Source organism: Sphingobacterium sp. Mn56C (assembly GCF_049319645.1).
In the GTDB taxonomy this organism is placed as follows: domain Bacteria; phylum Bacteroidota; class Bacteroidia; order Sphingobacteriales; family Sphingobacteriaceae; genus Sphingobacterium.
In genome coordinates this window covers 125,936-138,711 of sequence record NZ_JBMOUC010000002.1, presented here as the reverse complement: position 1 = coordinate 138,711, position 12,776 = coordinate 125,936, and the positions used below count along the sequence as shown (strand labels likewise).

Annotated in this window: 8 protein-coding genes; 1 reads left to right on the top strand and 7 read right to left on the bottom strand. The window is 43.2% G+C overall.

The window, feature by feature from the left end:
• Positions 1-3 precede the first annotated feature (3 nt).
• The gene (locus ACL9RF_RS07990) at positions 4-240 is read right to left on the bottom strand and encodes a glutaredoxin family protein (RefSeq protein ID WP_422800097.1); all 237 of its coding nucleotides are present in this window, start codon (positions 238-240) and stop codon (positions 4-6) included.
• 403 nt (positions 241-643) lie between these two features.
• On the opposite strand from ACL9RF_RS07990, the gene ACL9RF_RS07985 reads away from it, so the two are divergent.
• A complete protein-coding gene (locus ACL9RF_RS07985) occupies positions 644-3,049 on the top strand; it encodes a S9 family peptidase (protein WP_422800096.1) in 2,406 nt (801 codons plus the stop codon).
• A gap of 134 nt (positions 3,050-3,183) precedes the next feature.
• Here the strand turns inward: ACL9RF_RS07985 and ACL9RF_RS07980 are convergent, their stop codons facing one another.
• The 6 genes from ACL9RF_RS07980 to ACL9RF_RS07955 are packed head-to-tail and all read right to left on the bottom strand — an operon-like array spanning position 3,184 to position 12,712.
• Positions 3,184-5,298 carry a glycoside hydrolase family 97 protein gene (locus ACL9RF_RS07980; protein ID WP_422800095.1) on the bottom strand — a complete coding sequence of 705 codons (2,115 nt, stop codon included), beginning with the start codon at positions 5,296-5,298 and terminating at the stop codon, positions 3,184-3,186.
• 22 nt (positions 5,299-5,320) lie between these two features.
• A complete protein-coding gene (locus ACL9RF_RS07975; protein WP_422800094.1) occupies positions 5,321-6,571 on the bottom strand; it encodes a glycoside hydrolase family 71/99-like protein in 1,251 nt (416 codons plus the stop codon).
• A gap of 18 nt (positions 6,572-6,589) precedes the next feature.
• Positions 6,590-8,098 (bottom strand): RagB/SusD family nutrient uptake outer membrane protein, encoded by a 1,509-nt coding sequence (locus tag ACL9RF_RS07970; protein WP_422800093.1) that lies wholly within the window; start codon positions 8,096-8,098, stop codon positions 6,590-6,592.
• A 25-nt stretch (positions 8,099-8,123) separates the two neighbouring features.
• On the bottom strand, positions 8,124-11,048 hold the full coding sequence (locus ACL9RF_RS07965; RefSeq protein WP_422800092.1) for a SusC/RagA family TonB-linked outer membrane protein: 2,925 nt from the start codon (positions 11,046-11,048) through the stop codon (positions 8,124-8,126).
• 12 nt (positions 11,049-11,060) lie between these two features.
• On the bottom strand, positions 11,061-12,161 hold the full coding sequence (locus ACL9RF_RS07960; RefSeq protein WP_422800091.1) for a hypothetical protein: 1,101 nt from the start codon (positions 12,159-12,161) through the stop codon (positions 11,061-11,063).
• A gap of 26 nt (positions 12,162-12,187) precedes the next feature.
• Positions 12,188-12,712 carry a DUF5004 domain-containing protein gene (locus tag ACL9RF_RS07955; RefSeq protein WP_422800090.1) on the bottom strand — a complete coding sequence of 175 codons (525 nt, stop codon included), beginning with the start codon at positions 12,710-12,712 and terminating at the stop codon, positions 12,188-12,190.
• Between the last annotated feature and the right edge of the window lie 64 nt (positions 12,713-12,776).

The following is a 12,776-nucleotide window of genomic DNA, read 5'->3' as shown; positions in this document are numbered from 1 at the left end:
TAACTATTGCGCTATAGCACCATCTAATTCCTCAGGTTTAAAACCAATAATACGATGTTTAATTTCTTCCCCTTCCAATACGATAACCGTAGGGACGGTACGCACCTTGAATCTAACCGCCAACTCCGGCTCATCGAAAGGGTTTATGGTTTCGTAAGAAACACCTTTATTATCCAAATAAGCAGATACCTGTGCGCAAGGTGCACAGTCGTTTTTCTCGAATTTAATGATTCTTGCCATGTGTTATATGTTACTTTAAAAAACACTATCTGTGCTGATAGCATTTGGGATTTTAATAATGTATACTGCTATGTTTACAGTTGTAGAACTTTTAGTGAAACAAATATCCTAATATTTGCTGTCTAGAGTTAACCATACTTTTCCACATCGTTTAAAGAAATGGCCTCTAAATACCCTTGGTAGATGTGTGTTCTTTGTAATCGCTTGTTATACAGCATAAATAATATGTTGATAACTTTAAAAAGGCAATTTAAACCTATCGTAAAGCTATAAAAATTTTGGTATTTTTAATGTCATAAAATAGCCCCCCTGTTCTTTAAATATCAATAATATTACGTATATTTTCTGTCCAAATTTTGAATGTTTTTTAGAAAAAATTAATTTGTGCAATTATTAAAATAACATGAGAAAACTAATCTTTATTTTGTTCCTTTTATCTTCTGTTCAGCTTTATGCCCAGGAGAATGTTACCTTTCAAAAACCCTCCTCTGAAATTCTAGCTTTAGCAGATTTTGAACGCCCTCCGGTAATTCAAATCAGTCCCGATAAAAAGTGGGTATTATTTATGTACCGTCCGACCTACAAAACATTGTCGGAATTAGGGCAGGAGGAGCTACGCCTAGCCGGCCTTCGTATCAATGCAAAAACAAAAGCATCCAGCACCGAGATATATTACAACAAATTACGTCTTCGCGAGGTATCCACAGGTAAGGAGTTTGCTATAACAGGCCTGCCGGCCCAAGCATCTTTGGCAAATGTATCTTTCTCTTTAGATAGCAGAAAAGTTGCGTTTACCAATACGAACGATACCGGCATGGCGCTCTGGTATATTGCACTCGATAGCAAGGAGGCCAAGCAACTTACACCGTACCAGCTCAATGCTGTTTTAGATAACCCCTTCCGCTGGAGTAAAGATGGCAACCAACTGTTGGTGCGTTTAAATCCAGCCGAAAGTAAAGCCCTAATAGACCATAGCCAAGATCTACCTACAGGACCTGTAGTTTCGAGCAGTGACGGTCGTGTATCTCAACTACGTACCTATCAAGATCTGTTAAAAAACCCACAAGATGAGCAAGATTTTGAAACCCTATCACGGGCTGAACTCCATTGGATTGATCTTAATGGTAAGAGTCGGAAATTATTAAATGCCGATTTATATACCAACGCATCTGTATCGCCCGATGGTAATTACGTATTGGTAACCAAGGTTAAGCGTCCGTTTTCCTATGTCGTAGGATATAACTCCTTTCCGCAAGAAACTGCCGTATACACAAACGAAGGAGCGTTAGTGAAAGTCGTGAACGAAAGCCCGCTATTAGAGGTTATGCCGAAGGGTTTTTCGTCTACAAGAGAAGGAAAACGTAGTATAAGCTGGCGCCTAGATAAACCAGCAACCTTATTTTTTGTACAGGCATTAGACAAAGGTGATGCCAATACAAAGGTAGATTTTAGAGACGAGTTATTCACCTGGGATTTCCCCTTTGCCGATAGTCCAAAAAGCATTTTCAAGCTTCAGGATCGTTTTTCTACGGTGGTATGGGGCGATGAGAGTCACGCTTTGGTATACTCCTCTTGGTATGACACACGCAATTCGAAAACCTATTTACTAAACCCAAGCACAGGGAAAAGCCAAGTTATAATCGACCGTAATAATCAAGATATCTACTCCGATCCAGGTACCGTATACCGCGACCGCAATTCGTACGACGCCTTGACCATGTATATCGATAAAGGTAAAACCTACTGGTTAGGGAATGGGTTTACCAAAGAAGGGGAGTTTCCATTTATCGACGAGTTAGATCTTAAAACGTTAAAGAAAAAACGCCTCTATACGGCTAAGGAATCGGACATGCAGGAGCGTATTTTCCAGATTGTAGACCTTAAAAATGGGGAGATTCTCATTTCGTTGCAGTCGGCAAAAGACTACCCGAACTATTACTTAAAAAATATTAAAACCGGTAAACAAAAGGCCGTAACCGCTATTGAAAACCCCTTCAAGTCTTTAGCTGCTGTACATAAAGAAGTATTAAATTATAAGCGTAATGACGGTGTAGATCTTTCTGGAACGTTATACCTACCTGCGGGTTATGATTTCAAAAATAAGGAGAAATTACCCTTGTTGATTTGGGCGTACCCACGGGAGTATAAAGACAAAAATACGGCCGGACAGAGTACGGCTAATCCAAAAGAATTTACATTTCCAAGTTATGGTTCTTTCATTTACTGGGTAAGTAAAGGATACGCCGTTTTGGATAATGCGGCATTTCCAATTGTGGGCGAGGGCAGCCAAGAGCCGAATGATACCTTTATTCCGCAGTTGGTAGCAAATGCAGAAGCGGCCATCGATGCGGTTTATAACTTAGGGTACATCGACCGTAAGAAAGTCGCTGTTGGCGGGCACTCCTATGGTGCGTTTATGACGGCTCACCTCTTATCGAATAGCAATCTTTTTGCAGCTGGTATTGCACGTTCAGGAGCTTACAACCGTACGCTTACTCCATTTGGCTTCCAGTCGGAGCAGCGCAATTTTTGGGACGATACGGATTTGTATTTAACGATGTCACCCTTTGTAAGTGCAAATAAGATGAAAACACCTTTATTATTGGTGCATGGTGCTGCGGATAACAACCCAGGTACCTTTACTTTACAAACGGAGCGTTATTTCCAGGCCTTGAAAAACCTCGGCGCTCCGGTACGTATGGTTATTTTGCCGAGAGAATCTCACGGTTATGCCGCCCAGGAGAATATATTCCACCTACTATGGGAGCAAGAACAGTTTTTGGATAAATATTTAAAAAATAAAAAATAAGAATTAAAAAAAACAGGGTGCCTACGTAGGCACCCTATTTTTTTATATAATAAACCGCTATTATAGGTATGCTAGCGTCCATGACTGAAGCCAGCCAGACCGAGGGCCGAGCTTCAAGCTTACCTTATGCTGTTTTATTTATCCTGAGCAAAAATCGCTATTGCAGCACCACCGCCAGGGGCTAAATACTGCTTCAATACCGTTTTGTGGTCTACCTTAATCTTCTTTATCTGGTAAGCCTGCGGGTTATGCTGCCAATGGCTATCCTTAGTATCCGTATATAAAATAGCCTCATACTTTAAATCCCTATTCAAAAAATCCAATGGAATTATTGCTGTACGCGCCTGTTCGGCAGTTATGGCACCTATAAACCAATTATTACTACCCTTAGCCTTCCGCGCTACAGTAATAAACTCGCCCGGCTCGCCCTCCATGTACCTCGTATCGCTCCAGTCTACCGCAACATCCCGAATAAATTGAAAAGCATCCGGATATAAGCCATAATTATCAATTTCATCCGACACCATTTGGAAAGGGCTGTATAACGTTACGTAAAGAGCGAGCTGCTTACTTAAGGTCGTATGCACCTGCCTTTCCGGGTCGTCGGCAAAGTAACCTTTAAGCTTAAAAATTCCAGGGGTATAATCCATGGGTCCGCCAATTAAGCGCGTAAACGGAAGGATGGTTTCATGTGCTGGCGGGCTCCCCTTACTGAAGGCATTATATTCATTCCCACGACCAGATTCTGCGGCCATCCAGTTGGGGTAAGTACGATGCAAACCTGTAGGGCGTACCGACTCATGCGAGTTTACCATAACCCGATGTTCAGCCGCTTTTTGCAATACCCTTTGGTAATGGTTCACCATCCATTGACCATCGTGAAACTCTCCCCGAGGAATGATTTTCCCTACATAACCCGTTTTTACAGCCGGGTAGCCATACCTGTTCATAAACTTGTACGCCGTATCCAGCTGTCTTTCATAGTTTGTTGCCGAGCCCGAGGTTTCATGATGCATCACTAAGCTTACGCCCTTATTTCTAGCGTAATTTTGTAAGGCAACAACATCAAAGTCAGGATACGGTTTAACAAAGTCAAACACATCCTCCTTCCAGTTGCCAAACCAATCCTCCCAGCCATAATTCCAACCCTCCACCAGCACCCCCTGTATACCGTTCTCTGCTGCGAAGTCGATATATTTTTTCACCTGTGTGGTGTTGGCGCCGTGGCGACCATTCGGAATTAGGTTTCCTTGCGCATCTACCTCCCGTGCCGAGTTGGCATAATTCCAGGTACGTTTTCCCGTTTGGTATGCCCACCAGATCCCCACAAATTTCATGGGTTTTATCCAGTCGGTATGCGCTATTTTACTGGGTTCGTTCAGGTTCAATATCGATGTCGAAGCCAGGATATCCGTAGCCTTATCGCTGACAAGCAAGGTACGCCAAGGGCTTAAAGCTGGTGCCTGTAAGTAAGCCTTATTGCCGACTGCATCGGGCACCAGGCGTGCCTTTAGGCTATTGGTTGTTGTTTCTACATGCAGCTGCAAGGCGGGATAGTTGACTAAAGCAGCCTCATGAATATTGAGGTAGATACCCGCATCAGTTATCAACATCAAGGGCGTTTGCACACCCGTAGGGTCGTCGCCCGACTGCGTAAACATCTCCGTCGTAGCATTCTTAGCTTTTACAGCATCGACCTCACTCAATCGGGTTTTGTTGTGTAAATATTCATTGGTATCATAATCTGCAGGAATCCAAAAAGCATGGTGGTCACCCGTAAGGTTAAACTCCGTAACCTCGTTTTGTAAGATAAAGTAATTTAAATTCGGCTGTTGTGGAAACTCGTAACGGAAGGCCACGGCATCATTAAAAACCCGAAATATCAAATTCAACTCCAATTTGTTGGCTGTTTTTTGGCGCAGCTGCACACGCAATTCTTCATGGTGGTCCTGAATGCGCGCATACTCCCCCCAAATAGGCTGCCACTGATCTTTAACACTTTTTTTTTCCGTTGCTAACACCTCAAAATTCCCTGTTAGCATTACATCAGCCCCCAGTTCTACACCCAGTTTCGACGGTAATAAAATAGCCTTATCCTTATATTTCACTGCATATTGTAGACCAGATGTTTGGTTAAGCACCTCCAGTACAATATTTTTATCAGGAGATAAAACCTCATATTTTTGGGCAAAAGCAGATACAGACAGTCCCAGGAAGAAGACAGTCCAAAATAGTTTATGGTTGTTCATAATCGCTTCGTTTAACGCTTATTTATTCTATAGTTGATAATAATTTTTCAGCTTCTTCAAGTTTTAAAGCCACTAAATAGTAAAAAACCTGATCGAGCTTTTTTTGTACAGCAGGCAATGTTTTACGCTTTTGCCGATATTGATAAAGCTGTAACACCATCTGTAAATCCTTCTCTTGGATAGCCTTAACTTTTAATTTTTGCTGTAAGCTTGTTAAAAAGGAAAAACCAAACTCCTGCGTAGGCTCCAGCATGGTACCCTCGCCATAATCGTTCCAGGTAACCAGCTGCAGGGACGGGGCAGCATGCTGTAGTGCCAAATCTAGCGTGGTCAGAAACGTTTCCAGACTTGTGGTAATATGGAAAGGATTGGTACCCCATCCGCCCTCTGTATAAAAAGCTTGGAACCCGGGATAGGCCGATGCCATTTTTGTACCGTTATAGGTTTTATTATAAAACGCCTGTAGATCATGAACATGGTTTTTATATACCCAAGCAAATTCTCCACGGGCATGGCTGCCAGCCTCGTGCGACTCATTCCACAGGGTGTAGAAGCTCGGTTTTGGGTTTAATCCCGAGAAGATTTGTGTCCATTCCGCTTCCGTTTCGAAAGTCTGCGGTCCAAATACCAACAGTAGGGGGGCGTCTCCTTCCTTGATATAACTATCCTTACTAAAATAATTAGCCGACACATACGCCATATCTTTTTTTGCTGCAGTAATTTTATCGCTTATCACTTTATTGTTAAAAGCAATATTAATATTCTGATCCTCGTATACAACGGCAAATTTTAAGCCCACATCCTTTATTTTGTCGATAATTTTTTCCGTATTACGCACCAGTAAAGGGTAATCGTAGAGCCTCGTAATACCAGGCCAATCGATTAAAACACCATCAATACCCGAAAGTTTCATCAATAACAGCTGATACTCAATGATATCAGCATCTCCAGAAGCATAAGGCCCTGTTAAGGGGTAAAAATGCGCCGCTATCTCCCTTTTACCCGTGGCGGTTAATATATCCGGATTTTTGGTATTCATCGTCCAATGCTGGCCCCATTTTCCGGGTACATCGTTTGTAGTTTTATCCTCAAACCAAGGCATAAGGTGTACATACACCTTTTTGTCGACCTCCTTTGTTAGGGGTACAGGCGCATAGCGCACAACCTCAAAATCGTTGACATCGGAATCCTTTGCAGAGGAACTATCTCCGCCATTTTTATTACAGGCGGAGCATATTCCAATCGCTATTAAAATTAGCAAATCTATTTTCATGACCTAATTTTAAAGGTTTTAATAACCAGGGTTTTGCGTTAGCCGGCTATTTTTTATCATCTCCTGCCTTGGGATAGGGAAAATAGCCGTATGTTTATCTGCCGGGCCGGCGCCTTTTTCCCACCAAGCTTTGAAAAATGAACCGAAGCGAATATTATCCGTCCGTCTATGGTCTTCAAAAACAAACTCCCGTCCCAGTTCATCCTCAATAAACTGCAAGTCAATTGTTGCCGGCATAGGCAAGCCAATACGGTTACGAATCTGTTCGATAAAAGGTTTGGCAGCCGCAGGGTTGTTCAACCGAACATGGCATTCGGCCTGCATCATTAAAACTTCCGCATACCGCATCAACACCAAATCATAATCCCGCTCCCACACATCCCCGGCTTTATCCTCATATTTGTTTAAGCGTGCGCCCTCATTTTGTTGTGCCGTAGTGATACTATTAATTTCCGGCGTATAAATCAAAGGATTACCATCCCTGGGCATCACAAGCGTAGCGCCGGTCCGAGCATCAATCTGTGGGCCTACGCGCAAGGACTTTCTGCGGATATCATTCTCCTCAAATAAGGCATACAGCTGCGGTTGCGCCACAATACCGTTTCCACACCACGGATAATTATCCTGCTTATCAAAAACCCATTTCTGTTCATAATGGTAAGTCATCGACGCGAGATAATTCCCTACCGTACCGGCTTTACTATCGTAAGGGATACTAAAAATTATTTCGGGGGATTTCTCGTTATCACTTTTAAAGCTGGCAAAGTAATCCGGACTTAGCTGTCCGGCTATTTTGCTACACTCCTCCAAACAATCCTGCCAACGCTGCTGTCCGATATAAATTTCCGAATTTAAATACAAACGTGCCAAAAGCAGGTGCGCAGCATTTCGCGTGAAGCGCCCATATTGATTTTGGGGCAGATATGGAATACTGTTTTTAAGTTCTTTTTCGATAAATTTATACAGCTCCGCTCTTGGCGATGTTGCAGGTACCTCCTTGGCCGAATACGTGGTGTCCAAGGGTATATTGCCATACCAATCCATAAGTTTATAATAATAATACGCCCGCAGAGCTTTAACTTCTGCTTCCATTGGTTTACGTATTTTAGCATCCAGGTTAGCATTTTCCAATTGGTGGAGAATAGCATTTGTCGAAGCGACACCATTATAACCATATTTCCATGGGGCCCATAATTTAGGGTTATCCGGCGTCCATGTATGTTTCTGCAATTCTAAATACACCCCACCATCTCCCCAATCTCCGCCCACACGAGTGGGGATAACACACTCATCCGACGATACCGCATTCACAAAGAAAACAAATTCGCCAGTAGGGTAGAAGTGCACCCCGTCGGCGCTCCCCCCGCGTAAGGAGGCATAAGCTTTCCCCAAAATGGTTTCTATTTCCGACGTTGTGTTTCCATAGTCTATAGCGCTTACCTTATCATAAAGTGTTTCAGATAAGTCGGTACAGCTACAGAAAAGTAAGGCAGCAGTAGCGGTATACAGTATTGATTTAAGTTTCATAACAGATAGATTTAAAGGTCAAGTATTAAAATGAAAGGTTAACGCCAAAAGAATACGTTCTGGCTCTCGGGTAATAATAATTGTCGCTTACATTAGAAGGGTCAATAGCCTTGTCAATCCCCGGGCTACGGAGTCCGGTAATATTCACTTCCGGGTCTATACCCGAGTATTTGGTGATGACGAAAAGATTTTCGCCTGTAGCATAAACCCGTATCCGTTTAAACCAATTGTTGGACACCGGAATATTGTATCCTAAGGTCAAGCTTTGTAAGCGTAAGAAATTACCCTTTTCAATCCACTGATCTGAAAACACAGGGCCATCCTTAGAAGGGTCACCGACATAAGAGTCTAAAATATTTTTTTCCGGGAATCGGCCATAGAAACTGATATTCATGCGCTGCGCATTAAGAATTTTTTGTCCGAACATGCCGTTGGTAGCCACATTTAAATCCAGCCCTTTATAAGCAAAATACATCGTAAATCCGGTCGTTAGTTTAGGCTGTGCATTTCCCAGATACTGCTGCATAACATTACCGTCGGCATCCTTCTCCAGCTCCACTTTTTTATCCTCATTAAGTCCAACATATTTAGGGCCCCAAAAGGTACCGACAGCATACCCCTCTTTTAATATTTGCGTGTATACCCCCGTCATCCCCGTTAAGCCATGCAAGTTTCCTGACGATAGGCTCTCGGTTTTATACAAGTCGTTGGAAAGGCGATCAACCACCTGCTTGTTGTGCGCTAAAACAAGGTTCGCATTCCAGGTAAAGTCATTGGTTTGTATGATATTGGCACTTACTGAAACCTCTATACCCTTGTTGGTCAAATCGCCAACATTTGCGAGCATACGATCGTGCAGGTAGGGCGGTTGCGGTACGGTATAAGTATATAATAAATCCGATGTTTTCTTGATGTAAGCATCTACCGTAACATTAAAACGATTGAATAAGGAAAAGTCCAAACCGATATTGGTTTGTGCTGTAGACTCCCATTTTAAGTCCGCATTTGGATTTTGAATAATACTATACGACTGCTTCCAAGAGTTGCTGGCATAATCGTAATACACACCACCACCAGTGCCCATCAGCGATTGCGATTTATACTCACCGATACCGTCTTGATTTCCGGTAACACCATAGCCCAGACGAAGTTTAAGGTTGTTAAGCCAGCTATGTGTTGCCGCCATAAAATCCTCCTGCGATATTCGCCATGCTGCAGAAATGGAAGGAAACCAGCCCCATTTATGGTTAGGTCCAAAACGGGAGGAACCATCTCTGCGTAAGGTACCCGTAAGCATATAACGATCGTTGAATATATAATTAGCGCGGCCAAAGAAAGAGATCAGCTTCGCTTCACCTTTATACGAAAATACATCCCCCATACGTGCATCCGTGCCGGCGCCAATATTATTATAACCAAAAAAATCAGTATCAAAACGGCGGCGTTCCGCACCAAAACCTTCGTATTGATTTTTTAAGTACGAGTATCCAGCCATTACATTCAGTTTATGTACAGCATCAAAAGTTTTGTCGTAGTTAAGGTATGATTCCAGTTGGAAATTCTGGTAGTCGCCCAATGTTCTACGGCCATACCCCTTGTCGGCATTACCCTGGAAGGAAGAGGCCGGCGCATAAAACCGTACCTGTTGCGCATTGTATTCATAAGAACCCGTTGCCGTAGCTTTTAAGCCCTCTAAAATCTCCAGCTCCGCTTTGCCATATCCCAGCAAGCGGTTTCTGCTCTGGTCGTCTCTTCTTTTCATCAGGATCTCCACCGGGTTATTATTCCAATCGCCACCGATCTGGGTATACGACCCGTTTTGCATTACCGGCAGGGTAGGGTTAAGGTTGTAGGCATGTTGAAACACCGTAATATCAATAGGGTGATAATCATCGCGATTAGCATAAACACTAGCCTCCAGGCGGAGTTTATTGTTTAAGCCATACTGGTAGGCATTCAGCGTACCCGATAGTCTTTTTAAGCTACTGGTTTTTATAACGCCTTCCGAATTTAGATAACCCAAGGAAGCCCGCATACCACCTTCTTTACCACCATTGGCAAAAGAAAGGTTATGCGCATTTGTTGTTGCAGTTCTTTCCAATTCTTTCTGCCAATCGGTATGGCCACCATAATCTACAGCAGCCTTTAAGTCCTGGTCGCGCACCAACTCCCGCCACTGGTTGGCCGAGAGTAAGTCCAAGTTTTTAGCCACATTCCCTACAGCCACATAACCAGTATAATCCATGGTTTTGGTTCCGTTCTCGCGGTTCGTGGTGACAATAATTACCCCGTTGGCACCGCGAGAACCATAAATTGCTGCTGCCGAGGCATCCTTAAGAACATCTATAGAAACAATTTCTGTAGGCTGCACCGTATTCATGTCTACACCCGGCACACCATCAACAACAATTAAGGGGCTGTTGCTCGCCGATAAAGATGTTCCCCCGCGCAGACGCATTGACGAACCCTGTGTAGGATCGCCACTCGGCTGGTTTACCGTTAGGCCGGCGACCTTACCCTGCAAAAGCTGTTCGGCAGAGGTGATAACACCTTGCCGTAGATCTTTAGCTGATACGGAGGTTATGGCGCCCGTTAAATCCGATTTACGCATAGTACCGTAGCCTACACCAACAACCTGTATAGCATCCAGCTCGACGGTATTTTCTTCCAATACAACCTGCATATTTGTTGCGGAGTTTACCGATCGCGGAAGATAGCCGATAAAGGTAAAACTCAACACCGCTCCATCCTTACTCGCCAAGGTAAATTTACCGCTGGCATCTGTTTGCGTCTTATCCCCATCGGTATTACTTACTGTAACACCTTTTAACGGAAACAGGTCCTTGTTGACCACGGTTCCAGAAGCTGTAATCTGGCGCTGTGCAAACGCAGCTGTTATAGCTAGAAGCATAACCAATAAGGTCATGCAAATGTATCTTGTGCTTTTCATAGTCCTCATAGCTTATTTGGTTACACGATCCACTTCAACGAATGGAATTTCTTTATCATAGATTACATTATCGTTTTGGTCTTTTACTGTAATCGTAAGTTTTTTACCATTATCGTCTTTAAATGCCTTTGCCAAATTAAAAGAAATACGTTTTTGGTCTGTCGTTCCCGGTATTTCACCACGCAGCGTGGTACTTCCCCCTTTCAGTGTATAGAATAACTGCTGGCCTTTGGGGTTATTGTCGCGCACTAACGTAAGGATATCATTCTTACTGAATTTTTGCGGAAATACGCTGAAAACAGGTGCCGCAGGAATGGGGACATTCGCGGCATACAAAATACCATCTGGCGCCGTATTCGCCCAATCTTTCACCACGGCTAAGAAGGTTATATTCTCCAAAGGATAATCATCGTCGACCTCAAAGTATTCAAACGGCGTGAAGTCTATTCTAAAAATACCCTTACCCATATTTACCATTTTTGTTTTCGCACTTCTTTCCGGTTGGGCAGCATGATACTCCATGGATACCTCCCAATTGTTTAATCCCGCATGGAGGTGTACACTGGTAGCATTTAAAAAAGCGTCTTTATTATTTGTTAGGTTGGCATTAAACAAAATCGACATCGGTGTTTTTACCGTAAACGATGCAGGTACCGCGGCATACATGGTTTCGGATTGCGCAAAGCCTCCGACATCGGGTTTAGGAATACTGAATACATCTGTTTGCTGCGTGCCTTTTTTGTCCTTAATCCGCATCCAGAATCCATCCGAATTATAAATTTCATCAACCGTTCGCTTGAAATATTGCGTAGGCGTAATCTCCATGCGCCAGGTCATATCTTTAACGTAAGTAAGTTTAGCAAAATCCGATGAGTTGGCCCAGTTGCCAACATCAGGCTCCGAAGGCGACCAGGCCCATAAATACAAGTCCTGGCCCTTGGTAAAAAGCGTTCCTTCCAAATCGAAATACCAGTTTACTTTCTCGTCGGTATTATAGACCAGCGGATAGGTCCAGATTGCCGCCGGACTGCCTGCAGCTTCTGTTGTCTGTGTTTTTCCCAGCATTGGGATTAACATAATCCCAAAGAATAAAAGGTATAGTATCTTTTTCATAATGTTTTAGGTTTTAGGAGCCTGCGTTATTTGGTGGATAGTTTGTAATGATACGACACATATGCTACCCCTTCCGCATAGCGTGTCAGCACAATATCCATTTTATCCGCTGTTCCAGGTATGGTCGTAACATGAAGCTTAGCCGTAAGGTTACTTTTTTCAGCATCGCTATATAATAAAAGCTGGGGCGATGTACCGTTGGCTTGAATAAAGGCAACGTTAAGCTCCCAAAAGCCCGAATTAGGAAATAATTCCGGCGCATTGCCTAATACCTCATACGATGTAGGAGCATTCTTGTCGTCTACATTAAGCTTCAGCTGGAAGGATGGAAACCCCAATTCGGTATACATATCCAGCTCCTTGTGCTTGCTGTCGAGCTCCTGTGCGATATGGTCAATCTGTGTTATATCATCCAATTTCCAAGTTCCTTTTACCTTTTCATAGAGGGTGATAGGTTCCACAAATGAGCCATCTTTGGTTTTATTACAGCCCGTTTGTTGAATCAAGACAAAGGCGAAAACCACGGCTAGCAGTGATGTTTTGTTTATCATAGCATATAGGTTAGTAAATAATTTATAATGGTTACAGGTTGTAAACGGCCAAGTTGTTCCGGGC

Coding starts and splice junctions, on each gene's coding strand:
- ACL9RF_RS07975 (WP_422800094.1), bottom strand. CDS start 6,571: ATGAAAATAGATTTGCTAATTTTAATAGCGATTGGAATATGCTCCGCC.
- ACL9RF_RS07990 (WP_422800097.1), bottom strand. CDS start 240: ATGGCAAGAATCATTAAATTCGAGAAAAACGACTGTGCACCTTGCGCA.
- ACL9RF_RS07960 (WP_422800091.1), bottom strand. CDS start 12,161: ATGAAAAAGATACTATACCTTTTATTCTTTGGGATTATGTTAATCCCA.
- ACL9RF_RS07970 (WP_422800093.1), bottom strand. CDS start 8,098: ATGAAACTTAAATCAATACTGTATACCGCTACTGCTGCCTTACTTTTC.
- ACL9RF_RS07985 (WP_422800096.1), top strand. CDS start 644: ATGAGAAAACTAATCTTTATTTTGTTCCTTTTATCTTCTGTTCAGCTT.
- ACL9RF_RS07965 (WP_422800092.1), bottom strand. CDS start 11,048: ATGAAAAGCACAAGATACATTTGCATGACCTTATTGGTTATGCTTCTA.
- ACL9RF_RS07980 (WP_422800095.1), bottom strand. CDS start 5,298: ATGAACAACCATAAACTATTTTGGACTGTCTTCTTCCTGGGACTGTCT.
- ACL9RF_RS07955 (WP_422800090.1), bottom strand. CDS start 12,712: ATGATAAACAAAACATCACTGCTAGCCGTGGTTTTCGCCTTTGTCTTG.